Source organism: Streptomyces hyderabadensis (genome assembly GCF_020404845.1).
Classification (GTDB): domain Bacteria; phylum Actinomycetota; class Actinomycetes; order Streptomycetales; family Streptomycetaceae; genus Streptomyces; species Streptomyces hyderabadensis.
Genome location: NZ_JAIOJZ010000001.1, coordinates 62,847 through 79,624 on the forward strand (window position 1 = coordinate 62,847; position 16,778 = coordinate 79,624).

11 protein-coding genes are annotated in these 16,778 nt (G+C 72.2%); 4 read left to right on the forward strand and 7 right to left on the reverse strand.

The features are described from left to right. The 4 genes from K7854_RS00295 to K7854_RS00310 form a co-directional block, all read right to left on the reverse strand. Nucleotides 1–1,413: a lysine N(6)-hydroxylase/L-ornithine N(5)-oxygenase family protein gene (locus K7854_RS00295; protein WP_226024285.1), complete on the reverse strand. Its 1,413-nt coding sequence runs from the start codon at nucleotides 1,411–1,413 to the stop codon at nucleotides 1–3. After that, nucleotides 1,410–2,768: a pyridoxal phosphate-dependent decarboxylase family protein gene (locus K7854_RS00300; RefSeq protein ID WP_226024286.1), complete on the reverse strand. Its 1,359-nt coding sequence runs from the start codon at nucleotides 2,766–2,768 to the stop codon at nucleotides 1,410–1,412. Before K7854_RS00300 ends, K7854_RS00295 begins: the two co-directional genes overlap by 4 nt. A 167-nt stretch (nucleotides 2,769–2,935) precedes the next feature. Beyond that, complete coding sequence (pepN, locus tag K7854_RS00305; RefSeq protein ID WP_226024287.1) at nucleotides 2,936–5,434, reverse strand: aminopeptidase N; 2,499 nt, start codon at nucleotides 5,432–5,434, stop codon at nucleotides 2,936–2,938. Between the two features lie 129 nt (nucleotides 5,435–5,563). Continuing rightward, complete coding sequence (locus tag K7854_RS00310; RefSeq protein ID WP_226024288.1) at nucleotides 5,564–5,914, reverse strand: chorismate mutase; 351 nt, start codon at nucleotides 5,912–5,914, stop codon at nucleotides 5,564–5,566. Between the two features lie 153 nt (nucleotides 5,915–6,067). On the opposite strand from K7854_RS00310, the gene K7854_RS00315 reads away from it, so the two are divergent. Both K7854_RS00315 and K7854_RS00320 read left to right on the forward strand, forming a co-directional pair. Continuing rightward, complete coding sequence (locus tag K7854_RS00315; protein WP_226024289.1) at nucleotides 6,068–6,964, forward strand: hypothetical protein; 897 nt, start codon at nucleotides 6,068–6,070, stop codon at nucleotides 6,962–6,964. A gap of 40 nt (nucleotides 6,965–7,004) precedes the next feature. Then, entirely contained in the window at nucleotides 7,005–7,634 is a 630-nt protein-coding gene (locus tag K7854_RS00320; RefSeq protein WP_226024290.1) for an SIMPL domain-containing protein, read from the forward strand. A gap of 9 nt (nucleotides 7,635–7,643) precedes the next feature. On the opposite strand, the gene K7854_RS00325 is transcribed toward K7854_RS00320, so the two are convergent. Then, nucleotides 7,644–8,369, reverse strand: coding sequence for a vWA domain-containing protein (locus K7854_RS00325; protein ID WP_226024291.1), 726 nt, complete (start codon nucleotides 8,367–8,369; stop codon nucleotides 7,644–7,646). Between the two features lie 155 nt (nucleotides 8,370–8,524). On the opposite strand from K7854_RS00325, the gene K7854_RS00330 reads away from it, so the two are divergent. Both K7854_RS00330 and K7854_RS00335 read left to right on the forward strand, forming a co-directional pair. Continuing rightward, nucleotides 8,525–9,460: a rhomboid family intramembrane serine protease gene (locus K7854_RS00330; RefSeq protein WP_226024292.1), complete on the forward strand. Its 936-nt coding sequence runs from the start codon at nucleotides 8,525–8,527 to the stop codon at nucleotides 9,458–9,460. A 13-nt stretch (nucleotides 9,461–9,473) separates the two neighbouring features. Continuing rightward, the gene (locus K7854_RS00335; RefSeq protein ID WP_226024293.1) at nucleotides 9,474–10,397 is read left to right on the forward strand and encodes a chitosanase; all 924 of its coding nucleotides are present in this window, start codon (nucleotides 9,474–9,476) and stop codon (nucleotides 10,395–10,397) included. Nucleotides 10,398–10,538: 141 nt separating this feature from the next. Here K7854_RS00335 and K7854_RS00340 read toward each other — a convergent pair whose 3' ends face one another. Continuing rightward, complete coding sequence (locus tag K7854_RS00340) at nucleotides 10,539–12,002, reverse strand: glutamate synthase subunit beta (protein ID WP_226024294.1); 1,464 nt, start codon at nucleotides 12,000–12,002, stop codon at nucleotides 10,539–10,541. Next, nucleotides 11,995–16,533: a glutamate synthase large subunit gene (gltB, locus tag K7854_RS00345; protein ID WP_226024625.1), complete on the reverse strand. Its 4,539-nt coding sequence runs from the start codon at nucleotides 16,531–16,533 to the stop codon at nucleotides 11,995–11,997. The genes K7854_RS00340 and gltB overlap by 8 nt, the downstream gene beginning before the upstream one ends. Nucleotides 16,534–16,778: the final 245 nt, after the last annotated feature.

Here is a 16,778-nt window from a genome sequence, read left to right on the forward strand (position 1 = left end):
TCAGATTCCGTCCGCCAGGGGGGTGAGTTCCCGGTGGTGGCGCGCTGACGGGATCTGGGGCCGGCCGCCTTCCAGGCCGAAGGTGGTGAAGGCGGTGCGGGCGGGCAGCGGGTAGGGCTCGCGTCCGGTGAGGTCGTTGAGGATGGTGGCGCTGCGCCAGGCGGCGAGGCCGAGGTCGGGTGTGCCGACGCCGTGGGTGTGCGTCTCGGCGTTCTGGACGTAGACGGCGCCGGTGACGGACGGGTCGAGGACGAGGCGGTGGCGGTCGTCGACGCGGGGGCGTTCGCGGCTGTCGCGCCGCATGTAGGGGTCGAGACCGGCGAGGAGGCGGCCGAGGGGGCGTTCGCGGTGGCCGGTGGCGAGGACGACGGCGTCGGTGGTGAGGCGGGAGCGGGTCTTCTGCTGTTCGTGTTCCAGGTGGAGTTCGACCTGGGTGGCGGCGATGCGTCCGGCGGTGCGGACGTGGACGCCGGGGGTGAGGGTGGTGTCGGGCCAGCCGCCGTCGAGGGTGCGCCGGTACAGCTCGTCGTGGATGGCGGCGGTGGTGTCGGCGTCGATGCCTTTGTGGAGTTGCCACTGGGCGGCGACGAGGCGGTCGCGGACCGGTTCGGCCAGGCCGTGGAAGTAGCGGGTGTAGTCGGGGGTGAAGTGCTCCAGGCCGAGCTTGGAGTACTCCATGGGTGCGAGGGCTTGGGTGCGGCCGAGCCAGTGCAGCCGTTCGCGGCCTGCGGGGCGGTGGCGGAGCAGGTCCAGGAAGATTTCCGCGCCGGACTGTCCGGTGCCGATGACGGTGATGTGTCCGGCGGCCAGGAGTGTGTCGCGGTGGCGGAGGTAGTCGGCGGCGTGGACGACGGGGACGGTGGGGTCCTCGGCGAGGGGTCTGAGCGGGTCGGGGACGTGCGGTTGGGTGCCGATGCCGAGGACGACGTTCCTGGTGTAGGTCCGGCCGAGCGCTTCGGCCTCTCCGTCGGTGTCCAGCTGGGTGTAGTCGACCTCGAAGAGGTCGCGTTCGGGGTTCCAGCGCACGGCGTCGACCTGGTGGTGGAAGCGGAGCGCGGGCAGGTTCTCGGCGACCCAGCGGCAGTAGGCGTCGTATTCGGCGCGTTCGATGTGGAAGCGTTCGGCGAAGTAGAAGGGGAAGAGGCGTTCTCTGGCCCTGAGGTGGTTGAGGAAGGTCCAGGGGCTGGCGGGGTCGACGAGGGTGACGAGGTCGGCGAGGAAGGGCACCTGGACGCGTGCGCCGTCGATGAGCAGGCCGGGGTGCCAGCGGAAGTCGGGGCGCTGTTCGTAGAAGACGGCGTCGAGGCCGGTGAGGGGGTCGGCGAGGGCGGCCAGGGAGAGGTTGAAGGGGCCGATGCCGACGCCGACGAGGTCGCGGGGGGTGTCGGGGGTGTGGTGTGCCGGGGTGTTCATCGCGGGACGTGTCCTTCCACGAGGGTCAGGAGTGCGGCGAGGTCGTCGGGGCGGGTGTGGGGGTTGAGGAGGGTCGCCTTGAGCCAGAGCCGGCCGTCGGCGCGGGCCCGGCCGAGGACGGCGCGGCCGGTGCTGAGCAGCGTCCGGCGGGCGGCGGCGACGTGGTCGTCCGTCGCGCGCGCGGGCCGGAACAGGACCGTGCTGATGGTGGGCGGGGCGTGCAGTTCGAAGCCGGGGTGGGTCTCGACCAGGTCGGCGAACTCTGCGGCGAGGGTGCAGACGGCGTCGGCGAGGGCGCCCAGTCCGGTGCGGCCCAGGGTCTTGAGGGTGACGGCGGTCTTCAGGATGTCGGGGCGGCGGCTGGTGCGCGGGGAGCGTCCGAGGAGGTCGGGGAGTCCGGCGTCGGTGTCGTCGTCGGCGTTGAGGTAGTCGGCGCGGTGGTGCAGGGCGGTCAGGTCGTCGGTGTCGGTGACGGTGAGGAGCCCGGCGGGGATCGGCTGCCAGCCGAGCTTGTGCAGGTCCAGGGCGACGGTGTCGGCGGCTTCCAGTCCCGCCAGCCGGGCCCGGTGCCGTTCGCTGAACAGGAGGCCCGCTCCGTAGGCGGCGTCGATGTGGAGGCGGGCGCCGTGGGCGGCGCAGCGGTCGGCGATCTCGGGCAGCGGGTCGATGAGCCCGGCGTCGGTGGTGCCCGCGGTGGCGGCGACCAGGTGCGGTCCGGGGATCTGGGTGAGGGCTTCGTCGAGGGCGGCGGGGTCGAGGGTGCCGGCGGGGGCGGGGACGACGACGGGTTCGGGCAGGCCGAGCAGCCAGGCGGCGCGGGGCAGCGAGTGGTGGGCGCCCGCGCCGTGGACCAGTCTGAGGCCGGCGCCGTGTGTCTCGCGGGCGAGCAGGACGGCGAGCTGGTTGGATTCGGTGCCGCCGGTGGTGACGACGGCGTCGGTGGCGCCGGTCTCGCGGGCGAGGGTGCGGGTGACGAGGGCTTCCAGGGCGGAGGCGGCGGGTGCCTGGTCCCAGGAGTCGAGGGAGGGGTTGAGGACGCTCGCGGCGAGGTCGGCGGCGGCCGCGACGGCGAGCGGCGGGGTGTGCAGGTGGGCGGCGCACAGGGGGTGGGCGGGGTCGGCGGCGCCTTCGGCGAGCGCGGTGACCAGGACGCGCAGCGCCTCGGGGTCGCCGCGCTCGGGCAGGAGGTCGCCGGCCGCTTCGGCCATCCGGGCGGCGACGGCACCGGGGCCGCCGGCGGGCAGCGGGCCGCCGCGTCGGGCGGTGCCGGCGTGCAGGGCGTCGAGCACGGTGTCGAGCAGGGGCCGCAGGGCGTCGGTGCCGTGCGGGCCCGAGGCGAGGGGCGGCATGCCCATGAGCTGTCCTTGGGGCACGGGGGCTGGGGTTCCAGCTTCCACGCGCAGGGGCGGGTTCGCCCGGACAGCTCAGTGATCACAACCCGAAAGGGGGATCCCGGCGGCCGTCGGCCGGGGAACGCGGCCGGTCTTCCCGCCTCGGGGGCGGACCGGCCGCGTCGGGTGGGTCAGGCCGTGCCCGCCTCCCGTACCCGCAGGGCGCGTGCCAGGTCGTCGAGCTGGTCGGTGAGCTTGCGGCGCAGGGCGGGGATCGGGTCGGCGTCGGTGAGGCACTCCTGGCCGAGCCGGAGGGTGTCGGCGTCGACGGCGTGGGCGGGGAAGGCCCAGCGTCCGGCGGCGTCGGCGATGGCGGGGCCGCGGCGGGCGGCGAGCGCGACGGCCTCGGTGTAGTAGCGCGGGACGTACTCGCGTACGAGGTCGGCCTGTTCGGGCTGCCAGAAGCCCTGGGCGGTGGCGGTGAACAGGTAGTTGGAGAGGTCGTCGGTGGCGAACATGGTGTCCCAGGCGCGGGACTTGGCCGCGGCGTCGGGCAGTGCGGCGCGGCAGCGGGCGGCGCCCTCCTGGCCGGTGGCGCTGGGGTCGTTCGCCAGTTCGGCGGCGATGGCGTCCTCGTCGGTGGCGCCGAGCACGGCGAGCCGGTTGAGGATGCGCCAGCGCAGCTCGGGGTCGAGTTCGGGGCCGCCGGGCACGGTGCCGTCGGCGAGCCAGGCGGCGATGGTGTCGGGGTGGGCGGCCGTCGCGATGCGGTGGCGTACGGCGATCAGGCGCAGCCCGGGGTGGTCGCCGTCCTCGGTGCGGCGGATGAGGTCGCGGCACAGCTCGGCGAGGGTGCTCAGCGCGGCGGGCCGCTGCTGGGGGGTGACGTAGCGGTCGGCGACCTGTCCGGAGGCGAAGGCGAGGACGCCGTCGACGAGCGCGAGGTCGGTCTCGTGGGGGAGGTGGGCGCGGGCGATGTCGAGGTAGGTGGTGGCGGGGAGGTCGCCGTCGCGGACGGCGTCGCGCAGGGCGTTCCAGACGACGGCCCGGGTGAGCGGGTCGGGCAGGCCGGACAGGCTCGTGCGCAGGGTGCGGAAGGAGTCGTCGTCGAAGCGGATCTTGGCGTAGCTCAGGTCGCCGTCGTTGAGCACGACGAGGGCGGGGAGCTTGCCGATGGGCCGGGGTTCGGCCTGGGGGACGTCGATGTCGAGGCGTTCGCGGGGGGTGAGGCGGCCTTCCTCGCCCGGGTCCTGGTCGTAGAGGCCGACGGCGATGCGGTGGGGGCGCTCGCCGGTGCGGTGGACGGTGAGGGCGCGGCTGCCGTTGTCGCCGGTGACGCTCGCGGTGAGGGTGTCGACGCCGGTGGTGCGCAGCCAGGCGTCGGCCCAGGCGTGGACGTCGCGGTCGGTGGCGGCGGCCAGGGAGTCGATGAAGTCGGCGAGGGAGGCGTTGGCGAACTTGTGCCGCTCGAAGTGGATGTTGATGCCGGCCAGGAAGTCCTTCTCGCCGAGCCAGGCGACGAGCTGGCGCAGGGCGGAGGCGCCCTTGGCGTAGGAGATGCCGTCGAAGTTGAGGAGGGCGGAGGCGGTGTCGCGGACGTCCTCGGGGGCGACGGGGTGGGTGGAGGGGCGCTGGTCGGCGTCGTAGCCCCAGGCCTTGCGGGTGACGCCGAAGTCGGTCCAGGTGTCGGTGAAGCGGGTGGCTTCGGCGGTGGTCTGGTAGCCCATGTACTCGGCGAAGGACTCGTTCAGCCAGATGTCGTCCCACCAGCGCAGGGTGACGAGGTCGCCGAACCACATGTGGGCCATCTCGTGGGCGATGACCATGGCGCGGGTCTGCCGCTGGGTGTCGGTGACGGCGGACCGGAAGACGAATTCGTCGCGGAAGGTGACCAGGCCGGGGTTCTCCATGGCGCCGGCGTTGAACTCGGGGACGAAGGCCTGGTCGTAGGAGTCGAAGGGGTAGGGCTCGTCGAACTTCTCGTGGTAGCGGTCGAAGCAGGCGCGGGTGACCTCGAAGAGTTCGTCGGCGTCGGTGTCCAGGTGCGGGGCGAGCGAGCGGCGGCAGTGGATGCCGAAGGGCAGGCCGCGGTGTTCGGTGCGCACGGAGTGCCAGGGGCCGGCGGCGACGGCGACGAGGTAGGTGGAGATCCGCGGGGTGGTGGCGGCCTTCCAGCGGCCGTCGCCGGTGTCCTCGGTGACGCCGTTGGCGAGGACGGTCCAGCCCTCGGGGGCGGTCACGGTGAGGTCGAAGACGGCCTTGAGGTCGGGCTGGTCGAAGGCGGCGTAGACCCGCTGGACGTCGTCGAGGAAGAGCTGGGTGTAGACGTAGGTCTCGCCGTCGGCGGGGTCGGTGAAGCGGTGCATGCCCTCGCCGGTGCGGGAGTAGCGCATGGCGGCTTCGACGCGCAGTTCGTGCTCGCCGGGGGCGAGGTCCTTCAGCGCCAGCCGGTTCTCGTCGAGGGCGGTGGGGTCCAGGGGCTGTCCGTCCAGGGTGACGGAGCGCAGTTGTGCGGGCTTGACCTCGACGAAGGTGTCCGCGCTGCCCTGGTCGCCGCGGACGGTGAACCGGATGGCGGTGCGGGAGTCGAAGGTCTCGTCCCCACGGGTCAGATCGAGGTCGATCGCGTAGTGGTGGACGTCGAGGAGCCGGGCACGGGTCTGCGCTTCGTCGCGCGTCAGTACGGACATGCACGACATGCTGCCTGATGCGGTGGGCAGGGCACAGAGGCGGTTCGGTACGTGCGGTATGTCCGCTCCGTCGCGGCGGTCGCCGGGCTCCCCCGGCGTGCGCCCCCGTGGGCGGGGGCGCACGCGGTGTCAGTCGGCGGCCGGCGCCGCGCCGCCGCCGTTGCTCTCGGCGATGCGTTCGTGGTGGTGGATCACCTCGGCGACGATGAAGTTGAGGAACTTCTCGGCGAACGCCGGGTCCAGCTTGGCGCTTTCGGCGAGGGCGCGCAGCCGGGCGATCTGCCGGGCCTCGCGGTCGGGGTCGGCGGGCGGCAGCCGGTGGCGGGCCTTGAGGTGGCCGACCTGCTGGGTGCACTTGAAGCGCTCGGCGAGCATGTGGACGACGGCCGCGTCGATGTTGTCGATGCTGTCCCGCAGCCGGGCCAGCTCCTCGCGGGCGGCGGGTTCGACGGCACCGGTACCGGTGTTGCTGGTGGTCATGGGCGCACACCCTACGGGCGCCGGCCCGGCTGTCGCAGACCCGTCTCAGGCGCTGAACGCCGTACGGTCCCGTGCGGCTCCACCGTCCTGGTGCGGCTCCTACAGTGGAGAGCAGGACTCAGGGAGCAGGTTCAGGCGTCTTGGGGGTAGGGCGTGGCGAACGGCGGACCGGTCGAGCACGGGTTCCCGCATCTGGAGACGGTGCGGGAGGCGGTCACGGCGCTGTACCGGCGGCTGTCGTACGACACCGTCCGGACCTTCTCGGCGAGTGTGGCCCCGGTGGACGTGGCGTTCTGCGACACGGACGACCTGTACCTGGGCACGCAGCGGGTGGCGCACGAGCTGGTGCGGCACTACCGGCTGCCCGACGCCCGCATGATCGTCTCCTTCCGCGAGATGACCCATGCGGCGAACGTGGAACTCACGGCGGGCCCGGAGTACTTCATCGAGCTGAACGACCGCTTCCGCACGCATCGCCGGGACATCGGCGCGGCCCTCGCGCACGAGGTGATGCACGTGTACCTGCACCGCCTGGACCTGTCGTTCCCCTCCACCCGGGACAACGAGATCCTCACCGACACGGCGACGACGTACCTGGGGGCCGGCTGGCTGCTGCTCGACGCCTACCGGGAGGACGCGGCGTCCTCGCAGAAGCTGGGGTATCTGACGCCGGAGGAGTTCGGTTACGTGCTGGCCAAGCGGGCGCTGCTGTTCGGCGAGGACCCGTCGGTGTGGTTCACCAGTCCGCAGGCCTACACGGCGTACGGCAAGGGTCTGGCGCGGGCCCGCCGGGACGAGCAGCAGCCGCCGCTGACCGGGGCGGGCTGGGCGGGCCGCCGCCGCTACGCCCGGGACCGCCGCCATGCGCAGGACCCGCACGCCGTCGGGGCGGCGGGCGGCGACCGGTACTCGTTCTCCGCGCAGCCGCCGGGGCAGCTGCGGGTGTCGTTCCCCTGCCCGACCTGCCACCAGCGGATCAGGGTGCCGGTGCGCGGGCGGGTCCGGGCGCGGTGCGGGCTGTGCCGGACGGTGCTGGAGTGCGACACGTGAGCGGGCGCGCTGGGCGCGGGGGCGCTGCTTCAATTCCTCTATGACACAGGCCATCGAAGAACCCTGGGGCATCAGCGTGTTCGGCTCGGGCACGGTGCGGGCCGAGCCGTCACTGGCGCGGCTGCGGCCGGCGGTGGACGTGCTGGCAGCGTCGCCGGAGCAGGCCTTCCAGCAGGCCGGTGAGGCGGTGGCCCGGCTGCGGGAGGTGCTGCGGCGGCACGGCGTGCCGGACGCCGCCGTCTCCGGCTCCCGGCTGGGCCTCAGCTCGGAGTACGGCGGGCACGGCGGTGACCGGACGCTGCTCGGCTACCGCTGCCAGGCCTCGTACGCGGTGGAGACCGGGGCGCTGGACGGCCTGGAGCGGCTGGTCGCGGAGGTGGTCGACGCGGGGGCGCACCGGATCGACGGTGTGGAGTTCGACGTGCGCGACAAGGAGTCGCTGCTCGACGAGGCACGGCGCAGGGCGGTGGCCGCGGCCCGCCGCAAGGCGCAGGTGTACGCGGAGGCGGCGGACGCGCGGCTGGGTCCGGTGCTGCACATCCAGGACGTGGAGTCCGAGCCCGTCGCCGCGTTCCGTGCCGCCGCGGGCGGCGGCCCCTCCGGCGCGCTGGCTCCGGGGGCGGTGGAGGTGTCCGCACGGGTGGTGCTGGGCTTCTCCCTCAGGCACTGACCGCCGGGTTCAGGAGGGCCGCACGATCCCCTGGGCGCGTGCGGCCGCCAGCCACCGGGGGAACTCGCCCACGAGCCGGTCGTACAGTTCGGCGTCGGTCACCTTGCGCGGGTCGCGGCCCGCGTGGAAGAACCCGGCGTTGTCGACGACCCGCTTGCCGGGCACCGCGAGGTCGTCGAGCTTGCGCAGGTACTCGAACTGGCGGCTGCCGGGATCGCCGAAGCCGACGAACTGCCAGAACAGCGGCAGCGGTGCCGCCTTGCACAGATAGCGTTCGGCGGCGAGCCGGTTGATCGGGCCGCCGTCGGTCTGGAAGACGACCAGGGCGGGGTGGTGTGTGCCGCTGTCCAGGTAGTGGTCGATGACGGCGTCCATGGCCAGGTGGTAGCTGGTCTTGCCCATGTGTCCGAGGCCGGCCACGATCCGCTCGATACGGCCCTGGTGGTCGGCGAGCGCGATCTCGGTGACCGCGTCGACGTCGGTGGAGAAGAACACCACCGGCACGGTGCCGTCGTCGTCGAGGTGGGCGGACAGGCTCAGCACCCGGTCGGCGAGTGCCTGGACGCTGCCGTCCTTGTAGTACGGCTTCATGGAGCCGGAGTAGTCGACGACGAGGTAGACCGCGGCCCTGGTCCCGTCCATGCCGTGCTTGGTGAGCGACACACCGGCGGTCTTGTACAGATCGACCAGCGCCGGTGCGCTCTCCTGCACCTTGGTGAGACTGATCGCGGCCATGCGGACTCCCCCCGTCGCTGCTGCCTCGCGGCATCCGGGTGCCGAGGTTACGGCACGGCGCACCCCGCCGACCGGCCGGTCCACCGGCATTCGTTATTTTGTTCGCCGCCGTCCCCACCGGCTCACGTCCGTCCGTCCCCCGAGGAGCCGGCCTCGTGGATTCCGAGTCCACCGCCACCACTTGCTACCGCCATCCCGCGGTGGCGTGCCAGGTCCGCTGCACCCGCTGCGAGCGGTACGTCTGCCCGGACTGCATGCGTGCGGCGCCCGTCGGCCACCAGTGCCCGGAGTGCGCGGAGCAGGGGGCACGGCCGGTCCGGCGGGCCCGGACCCTGGCCGGGGGCCGGATGTCGACGACGCCGGTGGTGACGTACGTGCTGTTCGCGCTCACCGTGCTCGCGTACCTGGCGGAGGTGGTGCGGCCCGGGATCGTGGACCGGTTCGCCATGGTCGGTTCGCGGCTGGTCGGTCCCGACGGCACCGCGTACCCCGGGGACGGGGCGGTCTTCGTCCTCGGCCCGCTGCGGGTGGAGGGGGTCGCCGGGGGCGAGTGGGAACGGATGCTCACCAGTGCGTTCCTGCACCGGTCGCCCTTCGAGGGCGCTTTCGGGATCCTGCACATCACGGTGAACATGGTCGTGCTGTGGCAGTTGGGGCGGGTGGTGGAGCTGATGCTCGGCCGGGTCCGGTTCGCCCTGCTCTACCTGCTGTCGGCGCTCGGCGGTTCGGTCCTGGAGCTGGTCCTCGCCGACCCCGGGCAGGTCTCGGTCGGCGCGTCCGGCGCGGTCTTCGGGGTGGGGGCCGGGTACTACGTGCTGCACCGGCGGCTGGATGCCCGCATGGGGCGGGTCAACCGCGTCATGGCCGGGCTGCTGCTGTGGCTGGTGGTGTCCGCCTGGTTCACCTCGTGGCAGGGGCATGTCGGCGGCCTGCTGGCGGGCGGCGCGCTGGCCCTGGCGTTCGGGTACGCGCCCCGGGACGGGTGCCGGGTGGCGGTGCAGGCCGGTGCGGGGGCCGGGCTGCTGGTGCTGCTGGCGGTGGCGGCGGCGCTGAGGGTGTCGGAACTGACGGGCGGAAGTGTTCCCCTATGAGAGGTGTCTTCCTGTGAAACGTGCCGGAGTGCTGCTCCTCGGGGCCCTTCCCGTGATCGCCGCGGGCGTGTACCTCGCCGTGCCGGACGACTCCGCGGACGGCGCGGCCACCGCGTCCGCGTCGTCCTCCGCGTCGTCCTCGGCCGGTGCCCGGTCGGCCCGCGACGACGCCAAGGCCCGGGCCGAGCAGGAGCGGGAGGCGGACGACGCGCTCGTCGCCGACCTGCCGCCGGGCCTGGCCGCACCGGCGAAGAAGGAGCTGGCCCAGCAGCTGGTGTCCAGCGCCGAGAACTCGACCACGAAGTGGCGCACCGCCTACGGCAGTATCGAGGACGTCGGGGACGGCGACGGGTACACCGCGGGCATCGTCGGCTTCTGCACCGGCACCCACGACCTGCTCATGCTGGTCGAGCGCTACACCGAGGACCATCCGGACAACGGGCTGGCCCAGTACCTGCCCGCCCTGCGCGAGGTGGACGGCAGCGACTCCCACGAGGGCCTGGACCCGGGCTTCACGGCGGCCTGGCGGGCGGAGGCCGAGGTCCCGGCGTTCCGCGAGGCGCAGGAGGAGGAGCGCGACCGGGTCTACTTCGAACCGGCGGTGCGCCTGGCCAAGCTGGACGGCCTGGGCACGCTGGGCCAGTTCGTGTACTACGACGCGATGGTCTTCCACGGCCCCGACACGGACGCCGAGGGCTTCTACGGGCTGCGCGAGCGGGCCATGGCGAAGGCGAGGACGCCGGGGGAGGGCGGCTCCGAGAAGGCCTACCTGGAGACCTTCCTGGACGTCCGGAAGCAGGCCATGGAGGCCAAGCGCCCGGGCATCGACACCTCCCGCGTCGACACGGCCCAGCGCCGGTTCCTCGCGGCCGGGAACATGGAGCTGGCGACGCCGCTGGTGTGGGAGATGTACGGGGACACCTACCGGGTGTCCTGAGCATGCGACAGCGCCTGCCCTTGGTCCGGTCGGGGACGGGGCAGGCGCCATCAGTGTTCCGCACGCCTTTGTGCGGGACGTTCTTCGGTTGTTCCGTCCGTCAGGACGGTTGTCCGTCCCTGAGGACGGTTGTTCCGTCCGTCAGACCGCGAGGGCGCGGTCGGTCGGGCGGATCGGGGCCGGCAGGTCGCTGGCCCCGGTCAGGAAGCGGTCGGCGCCGCGCGCTGCCGAGCGGCCCTCGGCGATCGCCCAGACGATGAGCGACTGGCCGCGGCCGGCGTCACCGGCGACGAACACACCCGGCACGTTGGTCTGGAAGTCGGCGTCCCGGGCGATGTTACCCCGTTCGTCGAGCGCCAGGCCGAACTGGTCGACGAGGCCGTTCTCCTTGTCGGTGCCGGTGAAGCCCATGGCGAGGGTGACCAGCTGGGCCGGGATCTTGCGCTCGGTGCCCGGCTTCGGGGTGAGCTTGCCGTCGATGAACTCGACCTCGCTCATGTGCAGCCACTGGACGTTGCCGTCCTCGTCGCCCTCGAAGTGGGTGGTGGAGACGGCGTAGACCCGCTCGCCGCCCTCCTCGTGGGCGCTGGTGACCTTGTAGAGCATGGGGAAGGTCGGCCAGGGCTGGGTGACCGGGTTCCGCTCCTCGCCCGGCCGGGGCATGATCTCCAGCTGGGTGACGGAGGCGGCGCCCTGCCGGTGGGCGGTGCCCACGCAGTCGGCGCCGGTGTCGCCGCCGCCGATGACGACGACGTGCTTGCCCTCGGCGGTGATGGGGGCGGTGACGTAGTCGCCCTCCTGGACCTTGTTGGCCAGGGGCAGGTACTCCATCGCCTGGTGGATGCCCTTGAGTTCCCGGCCGGGGACCGGCAGGTCGCGGGCGGTGGTGGAGCCGGCGGCGATGACGACGGCGTCGTAGCGCTTCTTCAGGTCGGTCGCCTTGAGGTCGCGGCCGATCTCGACGCCGGTGCGGAAGCGGGTGCCCTCCGCGCGCATCTGCTCTATGCGGCGGTTGATGTGCCGCTTCTCCATCTTGAACTCGGGGATGCCGTAGCGCAGGAGGCCTCCGATGCGGTCCGCGCGCTCGTAGACGGCGACGGTGTGACCGGCCCGGGTGAGCTGCTGGGCGGCGGCGAGGCCCGCCGGGCCCGAGCCGATGACGGCGACGGTCTTGCCGGACAGGCGCTCGGGGATGCGCGGGGCGACGTCCCCGGTCTCCCACGCCTTGTCGATGATGGAGACCTCGACGTTCTTGATGGTGACCGGCGGCTGGTTGATGCCGAGCACGCACGCCGACTCGCACGGGGCCGGGCACAGGCGGCCGGTGAACTCCGGGAAGTTGTTGGTGGCGTGCAGGCGCTCGGACGCCGCCGACCAGTCCTCGCGGTAGGCGTAGTCGTTCCACTCGGGGATCAGGTTCCCGAGCGGGCAGCCGTTGTGGCAGAACGGGATGCCGCAGTCCATGCAGCGGCTGGCCTGCTTGCTGATGATCGGCAGCAGGGAGCCGGGGACGTAGACCTCGTTCCAGTCCTTGACGCGCTCCTCGACGGGGCGGGTCCTGGCGACCTCGCGTCCGTGGTTCAGAAAGCCCTTGGGATCAGCCATTGGTCGCCGCCTCCATCATCTTCTCGGTGGTCTCGGTCTCGGAGAGACCGGCTCGCTCGGCGGCGTCCTTGGCGGCGAGCACTGCCTGGTACGTACTGGGGATGATCTTGCTGAAGCGCTCCACGGCGGCGGGCCAGTCGGCGAGCAGCTTGCCCGCGACCGTGGACCCGGTCTCCTCGGCGTGGCGGCGCACCACGTCGTGCAGCCAGTCCTTGTCGGCGTCGTCCAGGGCCTGGATCGCTTCGACGTTGCCGACGTTGACGTTGTCGCGGTCGAGGTCGACGACGTAGGCGATGCCGCCGGACATGCCGGCCGCGAAGTTGCGTCCGGTCTCGCCGAGGACGACCGCGTGGCCGCCGGTCATGTACTCGCAGCCGTGGTCGCCGACGCCCTCGGAGACGACCAGCGCGCCGGAGTTGCGGACGCAGAAGCGCTCGCCGACCTTGCCGCGCAGGAACATCTCGCCGCCGGTGGCGCCGTAGCCGATGGTGTTGCCGGCGATGGTGGAGTACTCGGCGAGGTGGTCGGCGCCCCGGTCGGGGCGGACGACGATCCGGCCGCCGGACAGGCCCTTGCCGACGTAGTCGTTGGCGTCGCCCTCCAGGCGCAGCGTGATGCCGCGCGGGACGAAGGCGCCGAAGGACTGGCCGGCGGAACCGGTGAAGGTGATGTCGACGGTGTCGTCGGGCAGGCCCGCGCCGCCGAACTTCTTGGTCACCTCGTGGCCGAGCATGGTGCCGACCGTGCGGTTGATGTTGCGGATGGCGACCTGGGCGCGCACCGGGGCGGCCTGGCTGGCGTCCGGGGCGGCCAGCGCGTCGGCGGCCAGCTTGATGAGCTGGTTGTCGAGCGCCTTCTCCAGGCCGTGGTCCTGGCCGACGGCCTGGTGGCGCACCGCGCCCTCGGCCAGCGCCGGCACGTGGAACAGCGGCTCCAGGTTCAGGCCCTGCGCCTTCCAGTGGTCGACCGCGCGGGTCACGTCGAGGTTCTCGGCGTGGCCGACGGCCTCCTCGATGGAGCGGAAGCCCAGCTCGGCGAGGATCTCGCGGACCTCCTCGGCGATGAACTTGAAGAAGTTGACGACGTACTCGGCCTTGCCGGAGAACCGCTCGCGCAGCACCGGGTTCTGGGTGGCGATGCCGACCGGGCAGGTGTCCAGGTGGCAGACGCGCATCATGACGCAGCCGGACACGACGAGCGGCGCGGTGGCGAAGCCGAACTCCTCGGCGCCGAGCAGCGCGGCGACGACGACGTCGCGGCCGGTCTTGAGCTGGCCGTCGGTCTGCACGACGATCCGGTCGCGCAGGCCGTTGAGCAGCAGGGTCTGCTGCGTCTCGGCGAGGCCCAGCTCCCAGGGGCCGCCCGCGTGCTTGAGCGACGTGAGCGGGGAGGCTCCGGTGCCGCCGTCGTGGCCGGAGATGAGCACCACGTCCGCGTGCGCCTTGGACACGCCCGCCGCGACCGTGCCGACGCCGACCTCGGAGACCAGCTTGACGTGGATCCGCGCCTGCGGGTTCGCGTTCTTCAGGTCGTGGATCAGCTGGGCCAGGTCCTCGATGGAGTAGATGTCGTGGTGCGGCGGCGGGGAGATCAGACCGACACCGGGGGTGGAGTGCCGGGTCTTGGCGACCCAGGGGTACACCTTGTGGCCGGGCAGCTGGCCGCCCTCGCCGGGCTTGGCGCCCTGGGCCATCTTGATCTGGATGTCGTCGGCGTTGACCAGGTACTCGGAGGTGACGCCGAAGCGGCCGGAGGCGACCTGCTTGATGCTGGACCGGCGCGCCGGGTCGTACAGGCGCTCCGGGTCCTCGCCGCCCTCACCGGTGTTGGACTTGCCGCCCAGCTGGTTCATGGCGATCGCGAGGGTCTCGTGCGCCTCCCGGGAGATGGAGCCGTACGACATGGCGCCGGTGGAGAAGCGCTTGACGATCTCGGAGACCGGCTCGACCTCGTCGAGCGGGACCGGCTGCCGGTCCGACTTGAAGCCGAACAGGCCGCGCAGCGTCATCAGCCGCTCGGACTGCTCGTTGACGCGCTCGGTGTACTTCTTGAAGATCTCGTACGTGCCGGAGCGGGTGGAGTGCTGGAGGCGGAAGACCGTCTCCGGGTCGAACAGGTGCGGCTCGCCCTCGCGGCGCCACTGGTACTCGCCGCCGATCTCCAGCGCGCGGTGGGCCGGCGCGATGCCGCTGGCCGGGTACGCCTTGGCGTGGCGGGCGGCGACCTCCTTGGCGACGACGTCGATGCCGACGCCGCCGATCTTGGTGGCGGTGCCGTTGAAGTACTTGGCGACGAAGGCCTCGTCCAGACCGACGGCCTCGAAGACCTGGGCGCCGCGGTAGGAGGCGACGGTGGAGATGCCCATCTTGGACATGACCTTCAGGACGCCCTTGCCGAGGGCGTAGATCAGGTTGCGGATGGCCTGCTCGGCCTCCATGCCGGGCAGGAAGGTGCCCGCCCGGACCAGGTCCTCGACGGACTCCATCGCCAGGTACGGGTTGACCGCGGCGGCGCCGAAGCCGATGAGCAGGGCGACGTGGTGGACCTCGCGAACGTCGCCGGCCTCGACCAGCAGGCCCACCTCGGTGCGCTGCTTGGTGCGGATGAGGTGGTGGTGGACGGCGGCGGTGAGCAGCAGCGAGGGGATCGGCGCGTGCTCGGCGTCGGAGTGGCGGTCGGACAGGACGATGAGCCGGGCGCCGTTCTCGATGGCGGCGTCGGCCTCGGCGCAGATCTCCTCGATGCGCGCGGCCAGCGCGTCGCCGCCGCCGTGCACCCGGTAGAGACCGGAGAGGGTGGCGGCCTTGAAGCCGGGCATGTCGCCGTCGGCGTTGATGTGGATGAGCTTGGCCAGCTCGTCGTTGTCGATGACCGGGAAGGGCAGCAGGACGCTGCGGCAGGAGGCGGCCGTCGGGTCGAGCAGGTTGCCCTGGGGGCCCAGCGAGGAGCGCAGCGAGGTGACCAGTTCCTCGCGGATGGCGTCCAGCGGCGGGTTGGTGACCTGCGCGAAGAGCTGGGTGAAGTAGTCGAAGAGCAGCCGGGGGCGGTCGGAGAGCGCGGCGATGGGCGAGTCGGTGCCCATGGAGCCGATCGGCTCGGCGCCGGCCTTGGCCATCGGCGCGAGGATGACCCGCAGCTCCTCCTCGGTGTAGCCGAAGGTCTGCTGGCGGCGGGTGACCGAGGCGTGGGTGTGCACGATGTGCTCGCGCTCGGGCAGGTCGGACAGCTCGATCTCGCCGGCTTCCATCCACTCGCCGTACGGCTGCTCGGCGGCGAGCTGGGCCTTGATCTCGTCGTCCTCGATGATGCGGTGCTCGGCGGTGTCCACGAGGAACATGCGGCCGGGCTGGAGGCGGCCCTTGCGGACGACCTTGGCGGGGTCGATGTCGAGGACGCCGACCTCGGAGCCGAGCACGACCAGGCCGTCGTCGGTGACCCAGTAGCGGCCGGGGCGCAGACCGTTGCGGTCGAGCACGGCGCCGACCTGGGTGCCGTCGGTGAAGGTGACGCAGGCGGGGCCGTCCCAGGGCTCCATCATCGTGGAGTGGTACTGGTAGAAGGCGCGCCGGTCCGGCTGCATGGAGTCGTGGTTCTCCCACGCCTCCGGGATCATCATCAGCACGGAGTGCGGCAGCGAGCGCCCGCCGAGGTGGAGCAGCTCCAGGACCTCGTCGAAGGATGCGGAGTCGGAGGCGTCCGGGGTACAGATCGGGAAGATCCGCTCCAGGTCCGCGGAGGAGCCGAACAGGTCCGAGGCCAGCTGGGACTCGCGGGCGCGCATCCAGTTGCGGTTGCCCTTGACCGTGTTGATCTCGCCGTTGTGCGCGACGAAGCGGTACGGGTGGGCGAGCGGCCAGCTCGGGAAGGTGTTGGTGGAGAACCGGGAGTGCACCAGCGCGATCGCGGAGGCGAAGCGGCGGTCGGACAGGTCCGGGAAGAACGGCTCCAGCTGGCCGGTGGTCAGCATGCCCTTGTAGACGATGGTCCGCGCGGACAGCGACGGGAAGTAGACACCGGCCTCGCGCTCGGCGCGCTTGCGCAGCGCGAAGGCGTGCCGGTCCAGGGCGATGCCCCGCGAGGCGCCGTCGGTCACGAAGATCTGGCGGAAGACCGGCATCGTGGAGCGCGCGGTGGCACCCAGCATCTGCGGGGCGACCGGGACCTCGCGCCAGCCGAGGACGGTCAGGCCCTCCTCGTGGGCGATCGTCTCGATGCGCGAGACGGCGTCCTCGGTGCCGTCGACCGGCAGGAAGGCGATGCCGACGGCGTACGCCCCGGCCTCGGGCAGCTCGAATCCGGCCACCTCGCGGAAGAACGCGTCGGGCACCTGGGAGAGGAGTCCCGCGCCGTCGCCCGAGTCGGGCTCGGAGCCGGTGGCGCCGCGGTGTTCCAGGTTGCGCAGCACGGTGAGTGCCTGGTCGACCAGGGTGTGGGAGGCCTCGCCGGTGAGGGTGGCGACGAAACCGACGCCGCACGCGTCGTGTTCGTTGCGGGGGTCGTACATACCCTGGGCAGCAGGGCGAGCATCCATGAAGGACCAGTTCTGGCCACTCTCGGAGTGCTGGGACGGCTGGCGCGGCGTACGCATCGGCTCTCCCGTCGTCGTCATCTGGCATGTGCAGGTGCCGAGGGACGACGTTGGCCCTCTGCGGTGGGTGCAAAATTTGGTGCAGGTTACATGATGGATTGGTTCTCGGTAAACGGGACAATCCGTTCCAGCATGCGGACACCGACGGGGTGCGGCGGGGGTACCGCGCCCGCGGTGGAAGCTATGGA

What these genes read in the sequence shown, in the direction of transcription:
- K7854_RS00295 (WP_226024285.1), bottom strand. Translation starts at nt 1,413, where the DNA reads ATGAACACCCCGGCACACCACACCCCCGACACCCCCCGCGACCTCGTC.
- K7854_RS00300 (WP_226024286.1), bottom strand. Translation starts at nt 2,768, where the DNA reads ATGGGCATGCCGCCCCTCGCCTCGGGCCCGCACGGCACCGACGCCCTG.
- pepN (WP_226024287.1), bottom strand. Translation starts at nt 5,434, where the DNA reads ATGTCCGTACTGACGCGCGACGAAGCGCAGACCCGTGCCCGGCTCCTC.
- K7854_RS00310 (WP_226024288.1), bottom strand. Translation starts at nt 5,914, where the DNA reads ATGACCACCAGCAACACCGGTACCGGTGCCGTCGAACCCGCCGCCCGC.
- K7854_RS00320 (WP_226024290.1), top strand. Translation starts at nt 7,005, where the DNA reads ATGACACAGGCCATCGAAGAACCCTGGGGCATCAGCGTGTTCGGCTCG.
- K7854_RS00325 (WP_226024291.1), bottom strand. Translation starts at nt 8,369, where the DNA reads ATGGCCGCGATCAGTCTCACCAAGGTGCAGGAGAGCGCACCGGCGCTG.
- K7854_RS00340 (WP_226024294.1), bottom strand. Translation starts at nt 12,002, where the DNA reads ATGGCTGATCCCAAGGGCTTTCTGAACCACGGACGCGAGGTCGCCAGG.
- gltB (WP_226024625.1), bottom strand. Translation starts at nt 16,533, where the DNA reads ATGGATGCTCGCCCTGCTGCCCAGGGTATGTACGACCCCCGCAACGAA.